This window comes from Sinorhizobium sp. 7-81 (assembly GCF_030124405.1).
Taxonomy (GTDB): domain Bacteria; phylum Pseudomonadota; class Alphaproteobacteria; order Rhizobiales; family Rhizobiaceae; genus Sinorhizobium; species Sinorhizobium psoraleae.
Genome location: NZ_JASKLT010000005.1, coordinates 1 through 23406 on the forward strand (window position 1 = coordinate 1; position 23406 = coordinate 23406).

Annotated in this window: 20 protein-coding genes; 12 read left to right on the forward strand and 8 right to left on the reverse strand. The window is 63.2% G+C overall.

The window, feature by feature from the left end; all coding sequences use genetic code 11:
* The 8 genes from QN224_RS18000 to QN224_RS18035 all read left to right on the forward strand — a co-directional run.
* The coding region (locus QN224_RS18000; protein ID WP_283977809.1) for a hypothetical protein at positions 1-294 on the forward strand (294 nt) is incomplete at its 5' end.
* A gap of 32 nt (positions 295-326) precedes the next feature.
* Positions 327-1274 carry an ornithine cyclodeaminase family protein gene (locus tag QN224_RS18005; protein WP_283977810.1) on the forward strand — a complete coding sequence of 316 codons (948 nt, stop codon included), beginning with the start codon at positions 327-329 and terminating at the stop codon, positions 1272-1274.
* 163 nt (positions 1275-1437) lie between these two features.
* A complete protein-coding gene (locus QN224_RS18010) occupies positions 1438-2664 on the forward strand; it encodes an ABC transporter substrate-binding protein (protein ID WP_283977811.1) in 1227 nt (408 codons plus the stop codon).
* Positions 2665-2686: 22 nt separating this feature from the next.
* Positions 2687-4366: an ABC transporter permease gene (locus QN224_RS18015; protein ID WP_283978044.1), complete on the forward strand. Its 1680-nt coding sequence runs from the start codon at positions 2687-2689 to the stop codon at positions 4364-4366.
* A complete protein-coding gene (locus tag QN224_RS18020; protein WP_283977812.1) occupies positions 4367-5032 on the forward strand; it encodes an ATP-binding cassette domain-containing protein in 666 nt (221 codons plus the stop codon).
* On the forward strand, positions 5032-7491 hold the full coding sequence (gene hrpB / locus QN224_RS18025) for an ATP-dependent helicase HrpB (protein ID WP_283977813.1): 2460 nt from the start codon (positions 5032-5034) through the stop codon (positions 7489-7491). Before QN224_RS18020 ends, hrpB begins: the two co-directional genes overlap by 1 nt.
* A gap of 110 nt (positions 7492-7601) precedes the next feature.
* On the forward strand, positions 7602-8900 hold the full coding sequence (locus QN224_RS18030; protein WP_283977814.1) for an ActS/PrrB/RegB family redox-sensitive histidine kinase: 1299 nt from the start codon (positions 7602-7604) through the stop codon (positions 8898-8900).
* A 104-nt stretch (positions 8901-9004) separates the two neighbouring features.
* Positions 9005-9589 (forward strand): ActR/PrrA/RegA family redox response regulator transcription factor, encoded by a 585-nt coding sequence (locus tag QN224_RS18035; RefSeq protein ID WP_173508548.1) that lies wholly within the window; start codon positions 9005-9007, stop codon positions 9587-9589.
* 26 nt (positions 9590-9615) lie between these two features.
* Here QN224_RS18035 and QN224_RS18040 read toward each other — a convergent pair whose 3' ends face one another.
* Positions 9616-10143 (reverse strand): MmcB family DNA repair protein, encoded by a 528-nt coding sequence (locus QN224_RS18040; RefSeq protein WP_283977815.1) that lies wholly within the window; start codon positions 10141-10143, stop codon positions 9616-9618.
* A gap of 198 nt (positions 10144-10341) precedes the next feature.
* Between QN224_RS18040 and QN224_RS18045 the strand changes: the two genes are divergently transcribed.
* Positions 10342-11016, forward strand: coding sequence for a L,D-transpeptidase (locus tag QN224_RS18045; protein WP_283977816.1), 675 nt, complete (start codon positions 10342-10344; stop codon positions 11014-11016).
* A 245-nt stretch (positions 11017-11261) separates the two neighbouring features.
* On the opposite strand, the gene QN224_RS18050 is transcribed toward QN224_RS18045, so the two are convergent.
* The 7 genes from QN224_RS18050 to hslV form a co-directional block, all read right to left on the reverse strand.
* Entirely contained in the window at positions 11262-13433 is a 2172-nt protein-coding gene (locus QN224_RS18050) for a malate synthase G (RefSeq protein WP_283977817.1), read from the reverse strand.
* A gap of 421 nt (positions 13434-13854) precedes the next feature.
* The gene (locus QN224_RS18055) at positions 13855-15858 is read right to left on the reverse strand and encodes a hydantoinase/oxoprolinase family protein (protein WP_283977818.1); all 2004 of its coding nucleotides are present in this window, start codon (positions 15856-15858) and stop codon (positions 13855-13857) included.
* A gap of 150 nt (positions 15859-16008) precedes the next feature.
* Positions 16009-17412: a cytochrome P450 gene (locus QN224_RS18060; protein ID WP_283977819.1), complete on the reverse strand. Its 1404-nt coding sequence runs from the start codon at positions 17410-17412 to the stop codon at positions 16009-16011.
* Positions 17413-17532: 120 nt separating this feature from the next.
* Positions 17533-18483, reverse strand: a complete 951-nt coding sequence (locus tag QN224_RS18065; RefSeq protein ID WP_283977820.1) for a DUF1402 family protein — start codon at positions 18481-18483, stop codon at positions 17533-17535.
* A gap of 247 nt (positions 18484-18730) precedes the next feature.
* Positions 18731-20035 carry an ATP-dependent protease ATPase subunit HslU gene (gene hslU / locus QN224_RS18070; RefSeq protein ID WP_173508555.1) on the reverse strand — a complete coding sequence of 435 codons (1305 nt, stop codon included), beginning with the start codon at positions 20033-20035 and terminating at the stop codon, positions 18731-18733.
* The gene (locus tag QN224_RS18075; protein ID WP_283977821.1) at positions 20032-20550 is read right to left on the reverse strand and encodes a GNAT family N-acetyltransferase; all 519 of its coding nucleotides are present in this window, start codon (positions 20548-20550) and stop codon (positions 20032-20034) included. The genes hslU and QN224_RS18075 overlap by 4 nt, the downstream gene beginning before the upstream one ends.
* The gene (gene hslV, locus QN224_RS18080; protein WP_283977822.1) at positions 20540-21097 is read right to left on the reverse strand and encodes an ATP-dependent protease subunit HslV; all 558 of its coding nucleotides are present in this window, start codon (positions 21095-21097) and stop codon (positions 20540-20542) included. Before hslV ends, QN224_RS18075 begins: the two co-directional genes overlap by 11 nt.
* Before the next feature lie 524 nt (positions 21098-21621).
* Here hslV and hisB point away from each other — a divergent pair.
* The 3 genes from hisB to hisH are packed head-to-tail and all read left to right on the forward strand — an operon-like array spanning position 21622 to position 23383.
* Complete coding sequence (hisB, locus tag QN224_RS18085; RefSeq protein WP_269279960.1) at positions 21622-22230, forward strand: imidazoleglycerol-phosphate dehydratase HisB; 609 nt, start codon at positions 21622-21624, stop codon at positions 22228-22230.
* A 26-nt stretch (positions 22231-22256) separates the two neighbouring features.
* A complete protein-coding gene (locus tag QN224_RS18090; RefSeq protein ID WP_283977823.1) occupies positions 22257-22733 on the forward strand; it encodes a DUF2628 domain-containing protein in 477 nt (158 codons plus the stop codon).
* Positions 22733-23383 carry an imidazole glycerol phosphate synthase subunit HisH gene (hisH, locus tag QN224_RS18095; protein WP_283977824.1) on the forward strand — a complete coding sequence of 217 codons (651 nt, stop codon included), beginning with the start codon at positions 22733-22735 and terminating at the stop codon, positions 23381-23383. The genes QN224_RS18090 and hisH overlap by 1 nt, the downstream gene beginning before the upstream one ends.
* Positions 23384-23406: the final 23 nt, after the last annotated feature.

Below are 23406 nucleotides of genomic sequence, written 5' to 3' on the forward strand. Positions count from 1 at the left end.
AGAGCGAAGGTCATCGTCGCCAGCAGCGCCGCCGCCCTCGTCAGTGATCGGGCTTATAGACCCGCACCCTTTCCCCAGTCAACAGCCATTTTCAAAAAAATGTCAAAAAAACGTAAGCTGCTGAAATCATTACCTAATTTTATGAACAGCGGAAAATCACGGCGAAACGCACCGCAAATGGGGGAGAAAAACGTTGACCGCCCGGTAAAATTTCCGATCGCAGCCTCACTGCCACCAAATGGCGCCTTCTTCCCTCTCCACAGACGCTTTCCGGCAGCAACCAAAGACTGCTAGTGTTGCGTGGATCTGGCACAGGGAGACTTCGAATGCTGGTACTGGATGCGGCGCAGACGCGCGCGGCTCTGCCATGGGAGGGGCTCGTCAAGGCGCTCGGCGACATGTTCGCGAAAGGATGCGTCATGCCCATGCGCCATCATCACGATGTCGAGGTTCCGAGCGAGGCGGACGCCACGCTGCTCCTGATGCCGGCGTGGCAACCGGGTGCCTATATCGGCGTCAAGATGGTTTCGGTGTTCCCGGGCAATCAGATGCGTGGCCTCCCCGCCATTCATGGCAGCTATCTCCTTTCCTCCGGCAAGACCGGCGAGATGCTGGCGATCGTCGACGGCGGCGAACTGACTGCGCGGCGTACTGCCGCCGCGTCCGCACTTGCCGCCCGTTATCTGGCGCGCGAGGACGCGAGCCGGATGCTGATGGTCGGCACCGGCCGGCTGTCGGCGAATGTCATCGAGGCCCACGCATCCGTACGCCCGATCCGCAACGTGACAATCTGGGGCCGCGATCCGAAAAAGGCGGAAGCAACCGCCAGGGAGCTCAGCCTCAAGAACATATCGGTGACCGTCGCGACCGACCTCGAGACGGCGGCGCGCGAAGCGGATGTCGTCTCCTGCGCGACGCTTTCCTCCGTACCGCTTATCCGCGGCGATTGGCTGAAGCCGGGCGCGCATCTCGACCTGATCGGCGCGTTCAAGCCGAGCATGCGGGAATCGGACGACCGCGCCGCCGAGCGCTCCAGCATCTTCGTCGATACGCGCGAAGGCGCGCTCAGCGAGGGCGGCGATATCGTCCAGCCGATCCGCTCCGGCGTCATCACCAGGGATGCCATCCGCGCCGATCTTTTCGAGCTCGCCCGCGGCACGCATCCCGGCCGCACGAAGCCGGACGAAATCACTCTGTTCAAATCCGTGGGCGCGGCGTTGGAAGATCTGGCAGGCGCCGTACTTGCCTTCGAGACACATCTGACGAAAGCTTGAACCGGGTGGCGCGGGCTTAAACCGCGCCGTGCCTTTCAAACCCGGCAGCCGTGGTCCGTTTCACCGAATCGTGAGAGCGGCTGCCGCTCGCGCGCATTGACGGCTACAGCACGCAGCTTACCTTCGCCCGACTCTGGCGAAGACGACGGGAACGAGACGATTCATGATCAGGCGGGCAAGACAGTTCATCACGGCCGTTATGCTGGCGCTCGGTCTCGCCGGGCATGCGGCCGCGACCGACGTCGAAGACTGGAATTCAGTCGCCGCTGAGGCCAGAGGGCAGACCGTCTATTTCAACGCGTGGGGCGGTTCCGAACCCATAAACGCCTATATCAAGTGGGCCGGCGACCAGATGAAAGCGCGCTACGGCGTCACCGTCGTCCATGTGAAGCTCGACGACACGGCAAAGGCGGTTTCCACGGTCGTGGCGGAAAAGGCGGCGGGGAAGGATGCCGGCGGGGCTGTCGATCTCATCTGGATCAACGGCGAGAATTTTGCGGCGATGAAGCGCGAGCGCCTGCTCTTCGGTCCCGATTGGGCAACCAAGCTGCCGAACTGGGTCTATGTCGATCATGAGACCAAGCCAACGATTCTCACGGATTTCACAATACCGACCGGGGGACTGGAGAGCCCCTGGGGCGGCGCCAAGCTTGTTTTCTTCCACGATTCGGCGCGGACCCCGGGCGGCGAACTGCCAGACTCGGCTGCGGGCCTGCTCAGATGGGCAGAAGCCAATCCCGGTCGCTTCTCCTATCCGCAGCCGCCGGACTTCATCGGCTCCTCGTTCCTGAAACAGGTGCTGATCGAGCTGATCCACGACAGAACCAAGCTGCAAAGACCCGTCGACGAAGCGAGCTTCGCGGCGGATGCGGCGCCGCTCTTTGCCTATCTCGACAAGCTGACGCCGCTGCTCTGGCGCAAGGGCAAGGCCTATCCGCAGAACTATCCCGACATGAAGCAGAAGTTCGCCGACGGGGAGCTCGACATCGTCTTCGCCTTCAACCCCGCCGAAGGCTCGGCGGCGATTGCCAACGGCGAGTTGCCGGACAGCGTGCGTTCCTTCGTCTTTTCGGGCGGGACGCTCGGCAACACGCATTTCGTCGCGATCCCCTACAACGCGTCGGCGAAGGCCGGCGCGCTGCTGCTGGCCAATTTCCTGCTTTCGCCCGAGGCGCAGCTGCGTAAGCAGGACCCGAAAATCTGGGGCGACCCAACCGTCCTGTCATTGGCAAAGCTGCCGGCCGCCGAGCGGCAAGCCTTCGGAGAACTCGAACTCGGCGTTGCGACGCTTCGTCCCGATCAACTTGGACCCGCGCTCGACGAGCCGCATCCGGACTGGATGACGCGGATCGAGGCGGAATGGACCCGGCGATATGGGGCGGCGAACTAGGCAACGGTATCAATACCGAGGAATCGCGCACCCGAGCAGCGGGAACGGTCTTCTCGTCGTTGTTCTGGGGTTGCCGGTCCTGGCGGGGGTCGCCGGCACAATCCTGCCGGCATTCGGCTATCTGCCCGCTCTCGGCGGGCTTCGCCCGACCGTGGCGCATCTCACCGAACTCGCCGGCCAGCCCCATATCCTTCGTTCCGTCCTCATCGCCCTGGCGGCGGGCCTGGTCACGACCTTTGCCGCGCTCGCAATCGTCGGAACCTTTATTGCGGGTTTTGCCGGCACGCCGGTTTTCGCCCGCATCCACCACCTGGTTTCGCCGCTGCTTGCGGTTCCACATGCCGCGGCTGCCTTCGCGCTCGCCTTTCTCATCGCGCCTTCCGGCCTTTTTCTCCGACTGATCTCGCCGGAGCTTACCGGCTTCACGCGGCCGCCGGACTGGCTTCTGCCGAACGATCCCCTCGCGCTCTCGATGATCGCAGGGCTCATCACCAAGGAGGTCCCCTTCCTTTTCCTGGTGACGCTCGCCGCCTTGCCGCAACTTCCGCTGCGCAGGGCGCGGCAACTGGCGGCGGCGCTTGGCTACGGGCGCGTGTCCGGTTTTATGATCAGCCTGTGGCCCACGCTCTACAGGCAAATCCGGCTGCCGGTCTTCGCCGTGCTCGCCTATTCGGTCTCCGTTGTCGACGTCGCGATGATTCTTGGGCCGCAACTGCCAGCGACACTGCCGGTGCGTATCGCCCATTGGGCGGCAGATCATGATCTCAGGGTGCGGTTCCTCGCTTCGGCGGGTGCATTGCTGCAACTCTTCGTCGTCGTTGCGGCAATGGGAATCTGGCTTGCATTGGAGCGGCTCGGAAAGCTTGCGCGGATCTTCATGACGTTTACGGGTACGCGGCTCCGGAAGGACATGGTAGTCCGCGCAATGTCGGGAATGGCAATGGCCGGCTGCGCCGCCATCATTTTTTCAGGACTGGCCGCCCTTTTCATCTGGTCGGTCGCCGGGCTCTGGCCGTTTCCGAATGCACTGCCGGGGGCGATCACGGGCAAGATCTGGCTGCGCGCACTACCTCAAATCTCCGAGCCGCTTCTCACGACAGTCGCGCTCGCTTTCTCGGCCTCGGCCCTGGCTTTGATTATCGCGATTTTCTTGCTCCATCGGAATGGCGCTGGCCAAGCCGGAAACGGTGCGAGCTACAAGCTTCTCTATCTTCCGCTGCTCGTGCCCGAAATCAGTTTTGTGTTCGGCCTGCAGATCCTGGCGATCGCGGTCGGTTTCACGCCTGCTTTTCCAAGTGTCCTCGCCGTCCACTTTCTGTTCGTCCTACCTTACGTTCTGTTGTCGCTGTCGGCACCCTGGCGCGAACTCGACCCGCGCTACGAGCGGATAGCGGCCGGGCTTGGGAAATCGTCCTTGCGGATCCTTGTCACCGTCCGGCTGCCGCTCCTGTTTCGAGCCTGCCTCACTGCGCTTGCCGTCGGCTTTTCGGTATCGGTCAGCCTCTATCTTCCGACGCTGCTGATCGGAGCGGGACGTCTGACCACGATCACCACCGAGGCTGTGGCTCTTTCCGCCGGCGGCGACCGGCGTGTCATCGGCGTCTATGCCCTCGTTCAGGCGGCCCTCCCCTTCCTCGCATTTCTCGTTGCGTCGCTTGGTCCCCAGTTGCTATTCCGCAACCGTCGCGCAATGAGGATGTGAATGCAGGCCGTTGATGACCCGATGCCGCTCACGCTGGCGGATGTGACAATCCGACTGGCGGAACGGACGTTGCTGTCCGTGTCGGCGACGGTGTTGCCCGGCGAGGTCCTGACCGTCATGGGCCCGTCCGGATCCGGCAAATCGACCCTGCTCGCCTTTGCCGGCGGGTTTCTCGACCCGGCTTTCCGTGTCAGCGGCCGAATTCTGATCGGAAGCAAAGATCTTACCGACCTGCCGGCAAACGAGCGCCGCCCCGACATCCTGTTTCAGGATCCCCGGCTTTTTCCGCATCTCTCCGTCGGCGGCAACATCGTGTTTGCGATACCCCAAGCGGTGAAAGGGCATCGCACGAGACGGCAAATCGCCGAGCAGGCACTCGAACAGGTCGGCCTCGCCGGCTTCTTCGACCGCGATCCGGAAACGCTTTCCGGCGGCCAGAAGGCCCGGGTGGCGCTGCAGCGGACACTCGTCTCCGCGCCGCGTTACCTCCTGCTCGACGAACCCTTTTCGAAACTCGACATGGCGCTCCGGCAGCAGACCCGCGCGCTGGTCTTCTCGAAGGCGAAAGCGGCGGGCATCCCGATCATCCTCGTGACCCATGACAGCGCGGACGCAGAGGCGGCGGGCGGCAGGGTGATCGAGGTCGGGACCGAGGGAGAGGCCTGATGCGCGATCTCCCGCCCTTACCGGTTCGCGACATCCTGCCCCGCATGGGAGATGCACTCGCAAATGCGCCGTCCGTCGTGCTCTCGGCACCACCTGGCGCCGGCAAGACGACGCTTGTGCCCCTCTTCCTTCTGGACCAGCCCTGGCTCAACGGCGGCAAGGTCATCCTCCTGGAGCCGCGCCGGCTCGCCGCCCGCGCCGCTGCGGGACGCATGGCCGAGCTTCTCGGAGAAAAGATCGGAGACACTGTCGGCTACCGCATGCGGCTCGACAATCGAGTTTCGGCGCGGACGCGGATCGAGGTGGTGACCGAAGGCGTCTTTAGCCGAATGATCCTCGACGACCCCGAACTCTCCGGCGTTTCGGCCGTGCTTTTTGACGAATTCCACGAGCGCTCGCTCGACGCCGATTTCGGCCTGGCGCTGGCGCTCGACGTGCAGTCGGCTTTGCGCGACGACCTGAAGATCGTCGTCATGTCGGCGACGCTTGATGTCGGGCGTGTCGCCAAGCTGCTCGGCGACGCTCCTGTCATCGAAAGCCAAGGCCGCAGTTTTCCGATTGATATTCACTACGAGGACAGGAACGGCGGCGAGAGCGCCGAGGAAGCGGTCGCGCGCGCGATCGTGGACGCGCACCGAACCGAAGCAGGTTCGATCCTCGCCTTCCTTCCGGGCCAGGCAGAAATCACCCGCACGGCTGAGCGCCTCGCTGGTCGTTTCGACGAAAAGACCGCGATCGTGCCGCTCTACGGCAACTTAAGCCAGAAGGAGCAGGATGCGGCGATCCGCCCGGCACCGGCCGGTACGCGCAAGATCGTGCTCGCGACGTCGATCGCCGAGACCTCAATCACGATCGACGGCGTGCGGATCGTCGTCGACAGCGGGCTGCAGCGGCTGCCGGTGTTCGAAGCCTCGACAGGGATCACCCGGTTGGAAACCGTGCGCGTGTCGCGTGCGTCGGCCGATCAACGGGCCGGGCGCGCCGGGCGAACCGAGCCCGGGATCGCCATACGCCTGTGGCACGCGGGCCAGACCGCAGCGCTTGCCGCCTTCACGCCGCCGCAGATCCTCGCGAGCGACCTTTCCGGCCTCCTGCTCGATCTTGCTCATTGGGGCGTTGCCGACCCGTCGTCGCTCGCCTTCATCGATCCGCCGCCGGAGACGACTTTGCGCGAGGCGCGCAGTCTGCTGATCGAGCTTGGCGCGCTCGAAGCCAACGGTGCGCTGACGCCGCGCGGCCGCAGGATACGCGATCTCGCCCTGCCTGTCCGGCTGGCTGCAATGGCGGTCTCGGCAGCCGAAGAGGGGCAGGCGCGGCAAGCTTGCCTGCTGGCGGTGATGCTGACGGAGCAGGGCCTCGGCGGCAACAGTCTCGACCTGGAGGAGCGGCTGCGCCGGTTCCAGGCGGACCGCGGCGATCGCGCCGACGCCGCACGGGGTCTCGCAAGACGCATGGCGGCGGATCTCACGACGCAAAAGAACGACGGCGAAAATGCGCTGCCCGGTCCGTTGCTGATGCACGCCTTTCCTGACCGGATCGCGCTCCAGCGCGGTGGGCGCGGGCGTTTCGTGATGGCGAACGGCCGCGGCGCCGAGGTGCCCGAGACCGAACGACTTGCCGCGGCGGGCATGCTCGTCATTGCCGACCTGACCGGGAGGGCCGGCGCGCAGCGCGTGCTCGCAGCCGCGGAAATCACCAGGACCGATGTCGAGGCACATATGCCGGAGGCAATCCGGCGCGAGGAGCAGATTTTCTTCGATCGGGCGAGCCGCCAGGTGCGCGCCCGCCGCGTCACCCGGCTCGGCGCCATTATTTTTGAGGAAACGCCGCTTTCGCGCCCGAGCGGCGAAGCCGCGGCACGCGCGCTCGCCGACGGCGTTCGTCAATTAGGGCTTGCCGTTCTGCCATTTTCGAAGGACGCCGCGCAGCTGCGCGATCGCATCGGCTTTCTCCATCGCTCGATCGGCGAACCGTGGCCGGACGTCTCGGATGAGGCACTGCTGTCGCGCCTCGACGATTGGTTCGTGCCGTTTCAGCATGGCGCCGGCAGCATCGACGGCATCAAGGCCCCCGACCTCGCCGAGGGTCTCTTGTCCCTCGTTCCCTACGAGCTTCAGCGCGAGCTCGGTAAGCTGGCCCCGACGCATTTCGAAGCTCCGACGGGGCATCGCCATCCCATTCACTATGACGGCGACGAACCCTTGCTTTCGATCCGCGTGCAGGAGCTTTTCGGCCTGAAAGTGCATCCGACGATCGGTAACGGCAGGCTGCCGCTGTTGCTGGAGCTGATCTCTCCCGGCCACCGCCCGATCCAGACGACGCGCGACCTGCCGGGCTTCTGGGCCGGATCGTGGAGGGATGTAAGAGCTGACATGCGCGGACGCTATCCCAAGCACCCCTGGCCGGAGGATCCGGCAAACGCGATGCCGACGACACGCGCCAAGCCGCGTGGTACATGAAAGCACGGTATAATTTGGAGATCGGGATACGTTTGAGGAATTATATCGGACACGAAGTCTGCGCAGCGATTCCGAATCCGGCGGCGCAGCGTTGAAGCGGAAGCAACAGCATGGCAGCAGCAATGGCACTCGACCACAACGACATGAACAGCAATCGCAGTCTCCGGCTGCAGACGCTCGTTCGCCTGCGTTGGCTGGCCGTGGGCGGTCAGTCCATCGCCGTCGTCATTACTGCGCTGTGGCTGCAGTTTCCATTGCCGCTCGTTCCCTGTTCGGTGCTGATCGCGAGCCTGGCGCTGCTGAATACCTTCCTCACGATCCGCTTTCCGCCGACGCACCGGCTGACGCCGCCTGCTGCCTTCGCGCTGCTCGGCCTCGATCTCGCGCAGCTGACCGCGCTGCTCTTCATCACCGGAGGGCTCGCCAATCCTTTCGCGCCACTGCTATGTGTACCGGTCATCATCTCCTCGGCCTCGCAGCCGAAGCCGCACAGTATCGTGCTGGCGGGCCTTGCAGTCATCGGCGTTACCGCGCTCGCCTTCTCGCCCTTCCCGCTGCCCTGGTATCCGGGAACCGTTCTGCTGATCCCGCGGGTGCTGACGGCCGGCATCTGGTTCGCGATCGTTTCCATGACGGCCTTCGCCGCCTTCTACACCTATCGGGTCTCGCTGGAGGCGAGCGAACTTTCAGAGGCCCTGACTGCGACCGAGCTTGTACTCCAGCGTGAAAAGCACCTGTCGCAGCTTGACGGTCTCGCCGCTGCCGCCGCGCATGAGCTCGGAACGCCGCTCGCGACCATCAGCGTCGTCGCCAAGGAGATGGAGCGGGAACTCGGCGACGACCCTCGCTTCGGCGAGGATGTCCACTTGCTGCGCAGCCAGAGCGAACGCTGCCGCGATATCCTGAAGCGGATCACGACGCTCTCGTCCGAGAGCGAGGAGCATATGCGGCTCCTGCCGCTTTCGTCACTGATCGAGGAAGTGATGGCTCCCCATCGCGAATTCGGGATAGAGATCGAGCTCAAGGAAAAAGGCGATCGCGCTTCCGAACCGGTCGGCATCCGCAACGCGGGCATTCTCTACGGGCTCGGCAATCTCCTGGAAAACGCGGTCGACTATGCGCGCAAGAAGGTGACCGTCACGGCGGAGCATACGGCCGAGCGCGTGAAAGTGACGATCGAGGATGATGGCGATGGTTTCTCGCCGGATATCCTCATGCGCATCGGCGAGCCTTACGTCACCAAGCGCCAGAAGGACGACAGCGCCGGCGGTCTCGGCCTCGGCCTCTTCATTGCCAAGACCCTGTTGGAGCGCTCGGGAGCCCGGCTGCGCTTCGAGAACGGCAGCCCCGGTGCGCGTGTCAGCGTCGAATGGCCGCGCACGCTGATGGATACGAAACTGGCGAAATGACCTTTGGCAGTTTATTGAAGACTGTTGTGAGAAAACCCACATAATTTCAGTGAGAACGCCCGCTTTTTTGCTGAGGGCCAGGTTTTTGCCTAGGGATTGGAAGTATGACGGAAAAATCGACAGCCGCGCCAAGCGCACAGTCTCCGGACGCCGACCTGATCGGGCCCGACAGAACCCTGTTGATTGTCGATGACGACGGTCCGTTCCTGCGTCGTCTGGCGCGCGCAATGGAGGCGCGAGGCTTCACGGTCGATATTGCCGAGTCGGTCGCCGAGGGCATCGCCAAGGCCAAGGGCAACCCGCCGAAGCACGCCGTCATCGATCTCCGGCTCGGCGATGGCAGCGGCCTCGACGTGATCGAAGCCATCCGTGGACGCCGGGATGACACCCGAATGATCATGCTCACCGGTTACGGCAACATCGCCACGGCCGTGAATGCGGTCAAGCTTGGCGCGGTCGACTACCTCGCAAAGCCGGCCGATGCCGACGACATTTTTGCCGCGCTCGTCCAGCGCCAGGGCGAAAGGGTGGAGCCGCCGGAAAATCCGATGTCGGCAGACCGGGTGCGCTGGGAACACATCCAGCGCGTCTACGAGATGTGCGAACGCAACGTCTCGGAAACGGCTCGCCGGCTCAACATGCACCGCAGAACGCTGCAGCGGATCCTGGCGAAACGCGCCCCGAAATAATCAGCTATGGGGCGTAAGCGGGGTGCCTAGTCGTCGCGCGTTCCGGCAACGATATCGCGAATGGAATCACCGAGTTCCCCGTTTCGCTCCGCCGCCCATTCGGCGAGCATCAGTCGCTGGGCCGCGGTTCGCGCGAATGCCTGAATGACGGACTTGCGCGTTGCTGCCGCCAGGCGATGTTCCGGCGCCTCGCGCAGCATATGCGCCCCGTAACCATCGGAAAGCAGGAGCCCGCATTCCTCCGGGAAGATGTCCAGCGGTACGTCGCCATGCGTGGCAAAAAACAGCCGGTCGCAATGCAGCCGGTACTCCGGCCACTTGCGGTCCACGCGAAAATCCTCGATCGACGTCTTGATTTCGACAATCCAGATCTCGCCCTTCGCCGAAAGCGTAATGAGATCGGCGCGCCTGCCGCTTGCGAGCGTCAGTTCAGGCAGGACCGCGTGGCGCAATTCGGCAAGCAGCCGCTGGACGCCGCGGCGTACTTTCATCGCCCGTTCGGACTGGCGTCCGTCCGCCAGCGGATTGTCGCCATGGATCGATAGAATTGTCACCGGTTGATTCCCATTCCGACGCCGCCCACTCCGCCGTTTTGTTGCAAAAAAGCAATCGTCACGGAATTTACACTTTTCGGCCAAATTGCGGCAGCGCAGTCCCTTGCGCGGCGCGGTGCAATAGAAAATAAGCTGTTGTTGCTGACGGCCGGGCACCCTCCCTCCCGTATTTTCCTTACTTCCTTTTACGAGACCCCCATGCGCTTCCGCAACGCTCTCCTTTTGTGCAGCCTGGCCGCCACAGTTGTCCTTGCCGGCTGCTCGCAAACGACGTCCACAACCGGCCCCGCTCCCGAGGGGCAAAAAATTGCGACGAATCAAATCTTCTCCGGCGGTTACGGCGCCGTCGAGGACCACGGCTACGCGGTGCCCGCCATTCCGATCAACCGTGTCGACTCACGTTTCCACCGCCAGATCGTCGACTACCCGACGAAGGAACGCCCGGGCACGATCGTCGTCAACACGCCGAATCGCTTCCTCTACTACGTTCTGCCGGGCGGCAAGGCCGTGCGCTATGGCATCGGCGTCGGCAAGGCCGGATTCGCCTGGGAAGGCGAGGCCTACGTTGCCTGGAAACAGGAATGGCCTACCTGGCATCCGCCGAAGGAGATGGCCGAGCGCAAGCCGGAAGTCGCCAAATATGTCGAGGGCGGCATGGGTCCGGGCATCAGCAATCCGCTCGGCGCACGCGCCCTCTACCTCTTCAACGACGAGGGCAGGGATACGCTCTTCCGCCTGCACGGCACGCCGGAATGGGCCTCTATCGGCACCGCGGCATCTTCGGGCTGCATCCGGCTCATGAACCAGGACATTATCGACCTCTATTCGCGCGTCCGGCCGGGCAAGGGCGCAAGAGTCGTCGTGCAGCAGTAACGCTGCCGCGATTTGATAAATGAGAGGGCCGCCGACCGATGTCGGCGGCCCTTTTTGCTTTTGACACCGCGTGTTCGCGCAGATTATGCCCCTCACCCGTCCTCTCTCCCCGCTCGCGGGGAGAGAGGACGCCTTTGCGGAGCTCTGCAATCATCCACGAGGCAGAAAGGAGCGAGCGGGTGCGGCATCGCGCCTTCTCCCCGCCTGCGGGGAGAAGGCGGCCGGCAGGCCGGATGAGGGCCTACTTATGCCCCTAACTTCGCCTTCAGTTCCAATCGACGGCGGTGCAGCACCGGTTCGGTATAACCGTTCGGCTGCTCGCGCCCCTTGAGCACGAGGTCCAATGCGGCCTGGAAGGCGACCGATTCGTCGAATCGGCCGGCCATCGGCGTATAATCAGGATCTTCCGCGTTCTGCTGGTCGACGACGGCCGCCATCCGCTTCATCGTGTCGACGATCTGCATCTCGCTGACGATGCCGTGGTGCAGCCAGTTAGCCATGTGCTGCGCCGAGATGCGCAGCGTCGCGCGATCTTCCATCAGGCCGACATTGTTGATGTCCGGCACCTTGGAGCAACCGACACCCTGATCGACCCAGCGTACGACATAGCCGAGAATCCCCTGGGCATTGTTGTCGAGCTCGCGCTGGATTTCGGCCTCCGTCCAGTTCGGCCGCGTCGCCACCGGCACCGAAAGGATATCCGCGAGCTTTGCGCGCGGCCGGCTCTTGAGGCCTGATTGAACCTCGGTGACGTTGACGCGGTGATAGTGGGTCGCATGCAGCGTCGCCGCCGTCGGTGACGGAACCCAGGCAGTGTTCGCGCCCGCTTTCGGATGGGCGATCTTCTGTTCGAGCATCGCCGCCATCAGGTCCGGCATCGCCCACATGCCCTTACCGATCTGCGCATGGCCGGAAAGCCCGCATTCGAGACCGATATCGACATTCCAGTTCTCATAAGCCGCGATCCAGGCCGCCTGCTTCATGTCGCCCTTGCGGATCATCGGCCCGGCTTCCATCGAGGTGTGGATCTCGTCGCCGGTCCGGTCGAGGAAACCGGTGTTGATGAAGACGACGCGCTCGCGGGCGGCGCGGATGCATCCCTTGAGGTTGACCGTGGTGCGCCGCTCTTCATCCATGATGCCCATTTTCATGGTGCTTACCGGCATTCCGAGGGCCGCCTCGACGCGCGCGAAGATTTCGCAGGCAAAGGCGACCTCTTCCGGCCCGTGCATCTTCGGTTTGACGACATACATCGAACCCGCGCGCGAGTTCGCCCGCCGGCCGTTGGGTCCGATGTCGTGGAGCGCTATCAAAGCCGTGACCATGGCGTCCATGATGCCTTCCGGCGCCTCGCGGCCGTCGCGGTCGAGGATCGCCGGATTGGTCATCAGGTGGCCGACATTGCGGACCAGCATCAGCGAGCGTCCCGGCAGCGTCAGCGCCGCGCCGTTCGGGCTGGTGTAGCGACGATCGGCATTGAGCTTGCGAGTGAAGGTCCTGCCGCCCTTGGTAACCTCCTCCTCGAGGTCGCCCTTCATCAGGCCCAGCCAGTTGCGATAGACGACGACCTTGTCTTCGGCATCGACGGCGGCGACGGAATCCTCGCAATCCATGATCGTGGTGATCGCCGATTCCAGGATGATGTCGGAAATATGAGCCGGGTCGTCCTTGCCGATTGGCGTCGTCGCATCGAGAACGACGACGGTATGAAGGTTGTTTCGGAAGAGGACGACCTCGGAAGGCGCTTCGGCGGCACCGGAATAGCCGGCGAAGCAAGCCGGGTCGGAGAGCGCCGTCTTCGTGCCATCCGCGAGCGCGATCGCAAGCGCGGCGCCTTCAACCTTCAACGTCGTCACGTCGCTCCAGCGGCCCTTGGCAAGTGGGGCGCTCGCATCCAGAAGGTCCCGGGCCCAGGCGATGACCTTGGCGCCGCGCTTCGGATTGTACCCCTTGCCGCGCTCCGCGCCGTCGGCATCAGGGATTGCATCCGTGCCATAGAGTGCATCGTAGAGCGAACCCCAGCGGGCGTTGGCGGCATTCAGCGCATAGCGCGCATTCATCACGGGAACGACGAGCTGCGGTCCGGCGATCGTCGCGATCTCGGGATCGACATTCGCGGTCGAGATCGAAAAGTCCGCTCCTTCCGGCAGGAGGTAGCCGATTTGCCGGAGAAAGGTCTCGTAGGCGTCGAGATCGACGGGGGCGCCGTTTTCGCGATACCAGGCGTCGAGCTGCTCCTGCATATCGTCACGTTTGGCGAGAAGCGCGCGGTTCTTCGGGGCAAGGTCGTGAACGAGTTCCGACAGGGCGGAAAAGAACTGTTCCGCGTCGACACCGGTGCCGGGCATTGCCTCGTCGACCAGGAAATCATGGAGACCGGCATCGATCTTCAAACCATACTTCTCAACGCGGCCCATGCGGCAACTCCTGCGAATATCTTTGCACTGGATCACGATACGCCAGGATTGAACCGATCCAAGCCATCGCTTCGATTATCTAGATCGCTGTTTCATCGAAACAGTGACCTAACTTCTGGATATGACGCAATTCCGGACGGAAGACCATCAGACGCTTGTCCTGGAATTGCTCGAACAACAAGAGCGGGATGTATCTGGAAAAGCATTGCTGCTTTCCTCATCCCGCTCGTGGCAATGGCAGTTTCTCATCAATTCATTCACTGTCAATTCCACAAGGATGCGAAGAATTGTTTCCAAACTGGAAAAAATCAGAGCGGGACCAGGAAAAGTGTGCGCGGTTTTCCGCCCGCATCCCGCGTCTCGACTTTTTGGAATCGATCACGTTGATGATTTGGGTCGATTCGACCCAAATCATCGTGATCTAGTGATGCGCGATACGCGGCCTGCCGCTCGCCGAAGCGGTGAACCGCGCCTCGATCAGCCTGCGGCCGCCTTCAATCTCCGGCGCGTCGATTTCTTCCCACATGGTCGCCGCCGGCTCTTCGGCGCCGTTCGCGCGCGCGGTTTCGAGCGCCATGGTTTGTGCGCGGTGCCGGGCGACACCGAAAGCCTGTTCCTGATCGATGAAGCGTTCGCTTGCGCCGGCGCCATTGACGATGAAGATGCCCTCCTCGGGCGTCGTCACGAACACGGTGACGGAGGCCCGCACCTGCCCCACGACCGCGCCGACCGCATTCGCCACGCCGGCCTCGGCGGGTATCGCGGCATCGGTGCCCAGCATCACTGCGATAGCCGGATAGTAGACGGGCGCCGAGGCGCCGAGACCGACGAGAGGCCGATCGAGCCGGATCGAAAAGCGGACGATGCCGGGTTCGCGCTTCAGCGCGCGATCGACGGCCACCGATGCCGCCGGATCGATGGTGCCGGCGCCGTCCTCGCCAAGGCAGGCCTGCAGGATCACTTCCGAGGATTGGCGCGTCAGCCGGTCGACAATCATCTCAGCCAGGTTTTCGGCGGATGCGGCGATCGGCTGGCCGGAACCGTCCTTCATCCGCGCCGCAATCTCGAGGCCGAGGCGGGCCGCCGCCGCATTCCATTGCGCCTGTCTGCCAAGTACATGCATCGCATCGGAGGGCGTGATGCCGCAGATATGGACCAGTCCGCGCGCCACGAGGCGATCGAGCGTCGCCTTCTGCGGCGTGCTGACAAGCAGGTCGGCGAGCGCCAAGGGTATCATGCCGATGCGATCGTAAAGCGCCTGCTCCTGGGGTTGAAGGCCGCTTGCAAGATGATCGGGCAGACCGGTCCGCACGGCAAGGCGGCCGTCGTGACGACCCGCATGCGTCGCGCGCAACTGCTTATCGAGCACGGACAGCACGGCATCGCCGTGCAACGCCGCAGCAAGGCTCAGCGGCAGAAACCGGCGGGGGCCGAGATCGATCTTCGCCTTGAGCCCGCGATCGTTGATCCGCACTTCCGAATCGCCACCGAGCCCGTAGGTGCGCATGGCGACCGCCTCGACCATGGTGCGAAAACCGCCCACGACGGGCCCTTCGGCGTCGAGCCTCGGACGGCCCTTTTCAAGCACCGCGACGTCCGTGGTCGTGCCGCCGATATCCGAGACGACGGCGTTTTCTAGACCGGTCAGATGCCGCGCGCCGACGAGGCTTGCGGCCGGCCCGGAGAGAATCGTCTCGATCGGCCTCAGCCGCGCTTCGGCTGCGGAGATCAACGCGCCATCGCCACGCACCACCATCATCGGCACATGAATGCCGCGGCGCTTGAGGAAATCCTCACAGGAGCCGATCAGCCGATCGATCATCGAAACGAGCCGGGCGTTGAGAAGCGTCGTCAGCGCGCGGCGCGGGCCGCCGAGCTTGGACGAAAGCTCATGGCTGCACGTCACCGGCAGGTGCGAAACCTCGCGGATCCGTTCGCGCACGCGCTTCTCGTGCGCGGGATTGCGCACGGCGAAATAACCGGCGATCGCGAAGGACGACACCTGGCTCGCGAGCGTCGGCAGCGCCTCATCGAGCGCGCTCATATCGAGCGGCGTCTCGCCACCATGGACGTTATGGCCGCCGGGCAGGAAAAGGACAGGATCCGAGCCCAACGCTTCGAGCAGGCCGTCGCGCTTCAAATCCTCCGGCCCGAAACCGATCATCACCAAGCCCGCTCTGCCGCCCTGCCCCTCGACCAACGCGTTTGTGGCGAGCGTCGTCGAAAGCGAGACGAGGCTGATCGCCGTCACCGGAACCTTCGCCTTTTCCAGGACCGCTTCCACGGCGCCCGCGATGCCGACCGCAAGATCGTGCCGCGTCGTCAGTGCCTTGGCCTTCGCGACGACACCCGCCGCTTCGCTGAAGAGAACGGCGTCGGTATAGGTTCCGCCGGTGTCGATGCCGAGAAGAAGATGCGAGGTCAATTTCTGCTCAGTCCAGTGTTGAGGATCGGGAGGAGTCCCGAACGCGGAAGAATCGTCCGGTGATAGGGCATATTTCCGGGAAAGACCATCGCGTGATAGCGACGTTTGCGCGTCTGATCAGAGCGGGCCCGATCCGATACCCTCTCTGCACTACCGGGCAGCGTGGATCGACACCTTCATCGGAAGGCCGCCTCTCGGCTGCGTCGTCAACCGTTGCACCGGCCAGGGGTGCGTCTCCTCGGTCAGATCGAAGCGGAAGCGGTGCATGAGCACGCCCAGCGCGATGACCGCCTCCTGCAGGGCGAAGGTCGCGCCGATGCAGACGCGCGGGCCCGCGCCGAAGGGCAGATACTGGAACCGGTTGATCTTCTCCCGGTTTTCGGGGAGGAAGCGCTCCGGCATGAAGGCGCGCGGCTTCTGCCAGTAAAGCGCATGGCGATGCAATGTCCACGGCATGATCAGCACCGATATGCCCTTGCGGATCGGCACGCGCTCGCCTTCCGGCGACGTCCATTCGTCCTCCTCGATCGCTGCACGATTGATCGACGGCGCCGGCGGGTAGAGCCTCAGCGCCTCCTCGAAGGCGGCAAGCACATGCGGCATGCGCCCGAGCCAATCGATCGGCTCGGCGCCGCTCGCCAAGACGCCGTCGATCTCGCGCTCCATCGTCTCGCGATAGGTCGGCGTGTTGGCGATGCAGTAGAGGCACCAGGCAAGCGCCCGTGCCGTCGTCTCGTGGCCGGCGCCGATGAAGGTCAGGATATTGTCCTCGATCTCGGAGGTCGAAAGTCCGTCCGGCCCTTCGAGCTGCAGCAACAACGTGAGGAAGTCGTTCGGGACGCTGCCCGGCTCTTCCGCCATGCGCCGCCGTCGCTGTGCCATCGTTTCGGAGACGACGCCGCGGAAGCGGTCGAGCACCTTCCGGCCACCGATTCTGGTCAGTCGCGGCACCCAGCTTGGCGCCACGAGCAGGTCCATCGGATCGACGCGGCCCATGCGCTGCAGCAGTTCCTCGACATTGGCGGCGAAGCCTTGCTTTTCAACGGCGATTTCCCCCGAGAAGAGCGTCTCCGCCAGCATCTCGAAGGTGAGTTCGGTCATGTCGACGGCGATATTGGTGACGAAGGGCTCGGAAGCGGCGCGCGCATAGCGTTCGGCGAATTCCTCGGAGACGCGGAGCATCTGGCCGGCGAAGCCCTTCGCGTGCCGGGGCGTGAACGCCGGCGCCATGGCCTTGCGCGACCGCTTCCAGACCTCCCCTTCCGCCGTCAGCAGGCCGTCGCGCAGGATCGGGCGCAGGATCAGCCGCCGGACGTTCGACATTTCATAGTTGCCGGCGTTCTCGACGAGAATGTAGCGGATGAGCCCGGGATCGTTGACGATGAGCGTGCGTTGGTTGATGAACTTCGTCTCGATCCAGGGCAGCGTATAGGAGGGCTCGCCCCAGAGTTCGAGCGGGTTGCGGAGCACGGTGCGGATGATCTGCAGCCGCGTCGGAATGCCGGTGCGCGGCACCGGCGCGGGCGGCTCGAAAGGTTCCGGTCGCGTATCCATGATGGAGTGCCTTTCTCGATCGTCTACCGTTTCAATTATATACGGCGCAATCAAGGAAGATGCTTCACGTGAATCACGGAAGAACCGAAAGATAAGGTCGGAAAACCGCGCGCACTTTTCCTAGAGCAGGCCTTCCAGCTCGGCAAGCTTGTCGTTGACGAGCCAGCCGTAATAGTTCTCCTCCGGCCAATGGACTTCGCCGCCCTGGTTTTTCGCCGCAAGCACTGCGGCGCGCTGATCCGGATTGCCGACGTTATAGAGCGTCGCCGTCAGACCCGGATTGTCGGAGATGTCCATGCCGGCTATCGAGCGATAGGCATCGATCGAATGACGGATCGAGGCTGCCATGTAGGCGAGCGAAACGTCCGGATCCATGATTGCCTCATAGACGGCGGCGGCGTTGTTCTCGTCCAGGCGCTCATAGCCCGAAACGCGCGAAACCATGTCCGTCAGCATCAGCGCCGTCAACGGATTGAGCTGACCGAGACCGAACGTCTGGCCGGCGAAAAAGGGTTGGAAGAAGACGGCGCTGAAGCGGTTGTCGGGGAAGGATTGCCCTCCGATCGAACGGCCGCGGAACTCACTGTCCCAGACGCGCTCACGGCAGCTCCACAGCGCATAGGAACCGTTCTTGCCGGCGCAGGCGGCAAATTGCGGACGGGCGACGAACTCGGCGACGCTTTCACCGTCATGGCCGAACTGGAAGCTGTTGCCGGCATAGGCGGCCGCCTTGACATAGTAGGATTGCAGGCGGTCGTAGGCGTCGACATTGTAGGTGTGTTCGCCGACGATGGCCCCCACCATATGGATCGGCGCAATGCCGTAGGCGCTGGCGACCGACTTTATTTTGCCGACGAGCTGCCGGTCGCTGGCAAGCAGATCGCGCACCTTCTCGTATTTCGCGTCGAAGGAGGTCCGGCCCGCCTTGGTGCGCCGAACCGAGGCGCCCGGTATCTTCGGCTGCTCGATGTGACGGTTGCCCTCGGGAACCACGGTGATTCCCGTTGCTGTTCCCGGGCCGGCAGAGAGGCAAAGCGTGGCTATGACGAGAAAGCAAGCGGTGAGACGCACGATCTGTTCTTCCTATGAAACTCCGGAACCCTATCATTCGAGCGCGCGGCCCCTACGGCAAGATCATGTCGGAATGATGCCCGGCCTTTGATCGATTGCCGACCGCTGTAGAAAAAATGAAGGCGCCTGTCGAGTGACAGACGCCTCACAATTCGGCGATTGCCGGAGTTTGCAGCGCTCCGGCCCTCTACCACTGGATGTTTTCCTTAAATCGGAACCGATTAAGGACAAACGCGCGGCGCCGCAGTCACAGAATATAACGTGACAGATCCGTGTTGGCGGCGAGATCGCCGACGTGCTTGCGGACATATTCCGCATCGATCATCACGGTCTGGCCGCCACGATCAGGCGCATTGAAGGAGACGTCGTCGAGGACACGCTCCATTACCGTCTGCAGGCGGCGCGCCCCGATATTCTCGACGTTGGCGTTGAGCTGGACGGCTACCTCGGCAAGAGCGTCGATCGCGTCCTCGGTGAAATCTAGCTTCACCTCCTCCGTTTCGAGAAGCGCCTTGTACTGACGTATGAGGCTCGCCTCCGTCTCCGTCAGGATGCGGCGGAAGTCCTCCTTGGTCAGCGCGCGCAGCTCGACGCGGATCGGCAGGCGCCCCTGCAGCTCCGGCAACAGGTCCGACGGTTTGGACACATGGAATGCGCCGGAGGCGATGAACAGGATGTGATCCGTCTTCACCGGTCCGTATTTCGTCGCGACCGTCGTGCCTTCGACCAGCGGCAGCAGGTCTCTCTGGACACCTTCGCGCGATACGCCGGCGCCCATGCCGCCGTCGCGGGCGGCAATCTTGTCGATCTCGTCGAGGAAGACGATGCCGTCGTTCTCGGCAGCCGAGACCGCTTCGCGCTGGATCTGCTCGGTGTCGAGCAGCTTGTCGGATTCGTCGTTGATCAGGAGCTCATAGGAAGACTTGACGGTCGTCTTGACCTTTTTGGTCCTGCCGCCGAGCGCCTTGCCGAACATTTCGGAAAGGTTGAGCACACCGATATTGGCGCCCGGCATGCCCGGAATCTCGAAGCCTCCCGGCGCGCCGGTCTCGGCGATATCGATCTCGATCTCCTTGTCGTCGAGCTCATTGGCCCTGAGCTTTTTGCGGAACGAATCGCGCGTCGCCGGCGAGGAGGTCGCACCGACCAGTGCATCCAGCACCCGTTCCTCGGCATTCTGGTGCGCCTTCGCCTTGACGTCGGCACGCTTTTTCTCACGCACCAGGCCGATCCCGACCTCGACGAGGTCACGCACGATCTGCTCCACGTCGCGACCGACATAGCCGACTTCGGTGAACTTGGTCGCCTCGACCTTGACGAAGGGAGCGCCGGCGAGTTTCGCCAGCCGCCGGGAGATTTCCGTCTTGCCGACGCCGGTCGGGCCGATCATCAGGATGTTCTTGGGCATGACCTCGTCGCGCAGCTCGTCATCAAGCTGCTGACGCCGCCAGCGGTTGCGCAAGGCAATGGCCACGGCGCGTTTCGCGTCCTTCTGGCCGATGATGTAGCGGTCGAGTTCCGACACGATTTCCCTGGGTGAAAAGTTGGTCATGAATTCCTCTCAAACTCCGTGCGCGTCAGCTCCATCAGGAGTGTCCGGCCGGACTCGTCTATCCATTCGCCAAAGGGCACGAAGCCTGCCTTCGAATAGGCCCGGACCGCGCGGCGGTTGCCCGCGTCCGGATCGATCACGATACGCGCGGCGCCGTTTTCGAACAGCCTTCCGGCAAACGCCTTGAGCGCCAAGGCAGCGATACCTTTTCCAGTCATTTCCGGCGGGCCGACGAAGATATCCACTCCGGGCGTATCGGACGGCAGGTCCTTCGCCCAAGGCTCGTCATATTGCGACGGCGTCCAGGACTGAATGTATCCGGCAGGCTTTCCGTCGACATGGAAAATGAAGCCCTCCACTTCGCCGCTCGCGCAGCCATCGCGGATCGATTCCAGCTCCTTGTCCGGGTCACCCCACCACTGCCGTACATGCGGCTCGGAGAGCCAGCCACGCAGCATCGACAGGTGGTTGTCAGCCACGGACAGGAAGCTGACATCGACCCCGTCAGTCCGCATCCAGCGTCTCCACCACGACATTATGGTTTGTGTAGACGCAGATATCGCCCGCGATTTCGAGCGCGCGCCGAGCGATCTCTTCCGCCGACCTGTCGCTGTCCATCAAGGCGCGTGCGGCCGCGAAGGCATAGTTTCCGCCCGAACCGATAGCGATCGTGCCGTGTTCGGGTTCGAGCACGTCGCCATTGCCTGTGATGGCCAGCGTGACGGACTTGTCGGCGACGAGCATCATCGCCTCGAGATTGCGCAGATATTTGTTCGTGCGCCAGTCCTTGGCGAGTTCGACGGCGGCGCGCATGAGCTGGTCGGGATATTGCTCGAGCTTGGCCTCAAGCCGTTCGAGCAGCGTGAAGGCATCCGCCGTCGCACCGGCGAAGCCGGCGATCACATCGCCCTTCGACAGCCGCCGGACCTTGCGAGCGTTGCCCTTCATGACCGTCTGACCGAGGCTGACCTGACCGTCACCCGCCATCACCACCTTGCCACCTTTTCTCACCGTGATGATGGTGGTCGCATGCATCGTTCCGTAGGGATTGTGTTCACTCATGAGGATACCTATTGCCCCAAGAACCCGGGGCGTTGCGGCTCCGCTGCATGACTCCTTAAATCGGAATGATTTAAGGGCGAAATCATGCGGCGCCCTACAGCGCCGTACGTCTTTCAGATGCACAAAGGTCGCTGTGGCACTTTGGATTGCTGCATATTTTCATCCTTAAATCGGCTCCGATTTAACGAACATGCAGTAGAGTGCTACAGAGATCTTTGCGCGTCCAGTTGGACGCGAGGCGCTGTAGGCGAGCCTGGTTGCTTGGGGCCTATGTAAGTGCACACCGCGCGATTGCAAATGTCCATCGGTCATCTTGCGATTTTCGGTCTGACGCCTGCGGCTCGGTCGAATTTCCGTCGCAGTTCTGGATATTTCGCGCCTCCCCTGATATGAGCGGCTCTGGAACGGCGTGGGGAAAGCACGAAGCGGTTTTTCTCCTGCATTCAGTTCCAGTTTTGGTATCGATGCCTCTGATCTGGGTCGTTTCAGTACCAACCCGGATCGAGCGCATACAGGAGAGCCTGATGGCAGAAAGCATGCCCAGCCGCACCGGCCAAGTTTCCCGAAAGACGAATGAAACCGCCGTGTCCGTCTCCGTCAATGTTGACGGGACGGGAGCGTCGAAGATTGCGACCGGCGTCGGCTTCTTCGACCATATGCTGGACCAGCTTTCGCGCCATTCGCTGATCGACATGGAGATCAAGGCGGACGGCGACCTGCATATCGACGACCATCACACGGTCGAGGACACCGGCATTGCGCTCGGCCAGGCGCTTGCCAAGGCGCTCGGCGATCGCCGCGGCATCACCCGCTATGCCTCGATCGATCTTGCGATGGACGAAACGATGACGCGCGCCGCAGTCGACGTCTCGGGCCGGCCCTTCCTCGTCTGGAACGTGACCTTCACGTCGCCGAAGATCGGCAGCTTCGACACGGAGCTTGTGCGTGAATTCTTCCAGGCGCTGGCCCAACACGCCGGCATCACGCTGCATATCCAGAACATCTACGGCGCCAACAACCATCATATCGCCGAGACCTGTTTCAAGTCCGTCGCCCGTGTGCTTCGCACCGCAACCGAAATCGACCCGCGCCAGGCTGGGCGCGTCCCCTCGACCAAGGGAACGCTCGCCTGAGCCGGCCAATATCCCGGCTGATAACCATGGCTTCCTATCTGATCATGACCCCGCCCGGCGCACCGGCCACTGACGAAAGGGCGCGGTTCATCGCGGACGGTTTTTCCTGGCCCGCCTTTTTCTTTCCCGCGCTCTGGCTGCTGAGCAAGCACGCATGGCTTCCTGGAATCCTGGTTGCCGTTCTGCAAATTCTGTTGATCGTCTCATCCAGCGTCCCCGGCGCCTTTGCCGCCTCGCTCATCATGCAGCTCGCGCTCAGCCTGCTGGTCTCGCTCGAAGGTCCGCTTCTGGTGGCACGAAATCTCAGGAAAAGAGATTGGACGCTTCGTTCCATAGTTCCGGCGCGCGACCTGGAGACGGCTGAAGAGATCTATTTTTCCAATGTATCGGCGACGACGCATCGCGGTACCGCAACTGCGTTGCCATCGGGCAAGCAACCTGCAGCGAAGCAGGGCGAAAACACTGCCGGCCTCGGCCTCTTTGAACCCTATGGAGAACGCTGATGCGGGTCGCCATCATCGACTATGGATCGGGCAATCTGCGCTCGGCCACGAAAGCCTTCGAACGGGCAGCGCTTGAAGCCGGGATCGCCGCGGAGATCGATCTCACCGACAAGCCGGAACGGGTGGCGTCCGCCGATCGCATCGTTCTGCCTGGGGTCGGCGCCTACGCCGATTGCCGCCGCGGCTTGGCCAGCGTCGCCGGCATGGAGGAAGCCCTGAAGCAGGCCGTCGAGAACGACGGGCGGCCGTTTCTCGGTATCTGCGTCGGCATGCAGCTCATGTCCTCGTGTGGGCTCGAGAAGACGATCACCGAGGGCTTCGGCTGGATTCCGGGCGATGTCGTCGAGATGACGCCGGCCGATCCGTCGCTGAAGATTCCCCAGATCGGCTGGAACACGCTCAGGCTCAATCGGCCGCATGCGCTCTTCGAGGGAATCGCGACGGGCGAGAGCGGGCTGCACGCCTATTTCGTGCACTCCTATCACCTCGCAGCAGAGAACCCCGAGGACGTGATCGCGGAGGCAGACTACGGCGGGCAGGTGACCGCTTTCGTCGCACGCGACAACAAGGCGGGCTCGCAGTTTCACCCGGAAAAGAGCCAGACCCTCGGCCTCGCCCTCATTTCGAATTTCCTGCGTTGGAAGCCTTGAGCTACCGGCATTCTTTCTTGATC

Excerpts from the sequence above, each read along its gene's own strand:
- QN224_RS18005 (WP_283977810.1), top strand. The coding sequence starts at position 327 with ATGCTGGTACTGGATGCGGCGCAGACGCGCGCGGCTCTGCCATGGGAG.
- QN224_RS18010 (WP_283977811.1), top strand. The coding sequence starts at position 1,438 with ATGATCAGGCGGGCAAGACAGTTCATCACGGCCGTTATGCTGGCGCTC.
- QN224_RS18020 (WP_283977812.1), top strand. The coding sequence starts at position 4,367 with ATGCAGGCCGTTGATGACCCGATGCCGCTCACGCTGGCGGATGTGACA.
- hrpB (WP_283977813.1), top strand. The coding sequence starts at position 5,032 with ATGCGCGATCTCCCGCCCTTACCGGTTCGCGACATCCTGCCCCGCATG.
- QN224_RS18030 (WP_283977814.1), top strand. The coding sequence starts at position 7,602 with ATGGCAGCAGCAATGGCACTCGACCACAACGACATGAACAGCAATCGC.
- QN224_RS18035 (WP_173508548.1), top strand. The coding sequence starts at position 9,005 with ATGACGGAAAAATCGACAGCCGCGCCAAGCGCACAGTCTCCGGACGCC.
- QN224_RS18045 (WP_283977816.1), top strand. The coding sequence starts at position 10,342 with ATGCGCTTCCGCAACGCTCTCCTTTTGTGCAGCCTGGCCGCCACAGTT.
- QN224_RS18050 (WP_283977817.1), bottom strand. The coding sequence starts at position 13,433 with ATGGGCCGCGTTGAGAAGTATGGTTTGAAGATCGATGCCGGTCTCCAT.
- QN224_RS18060 (WP_283977819.1), bottom strand. The coding sequence starts at position 17,412 with ATGGATACGCGACCGGAACCTTTCGAGCCGCCCGCGCCGGTGCCGCGC.
- hslU (WP_173508555.1), bottom strand. The coding sequence starts at position 20,035 with ATGACCAACTTTTCACCCAGGGAAATCGTGTCGGAACTCGACCGCTAC.
- QN224_RS18075 (WP_283977821.1), bottom strand. The coding sequence starts at position 20,550 with ATGCGGACTGACGGGGTCGATGTCAGCTTCCTGTCCGTGGCTGACAAC.
- hslV (WP_283977822.1), bottom strand. The coding sequence starts at position 21,097 with ATGAGTGAACACAATCCCTACGGAACGATGCATGCGACCACCATCATC.
- hisB (WP_269279960.1), top strand. The coding sequence starts at position 21,622 with ATGGCAGAAAGCATGCCCAGCCGCACCGGCCAAGTTTCCCGAAAGACG.
- QN224_RS18090 (WP_283977823.1), top strand. The coding sequence starts at position 22,257 with ATGGCTTCCTATCTGATCATGACCCCGCCCGGCGCACCGGCCACTGAC.
- hisH (WP_283977824.1), top strand. The coding sequence starts at position 22,733 with ATGCGGGTCGCCATCATCGACTATGGATCGGGCAATCTGCGCTCGGCC.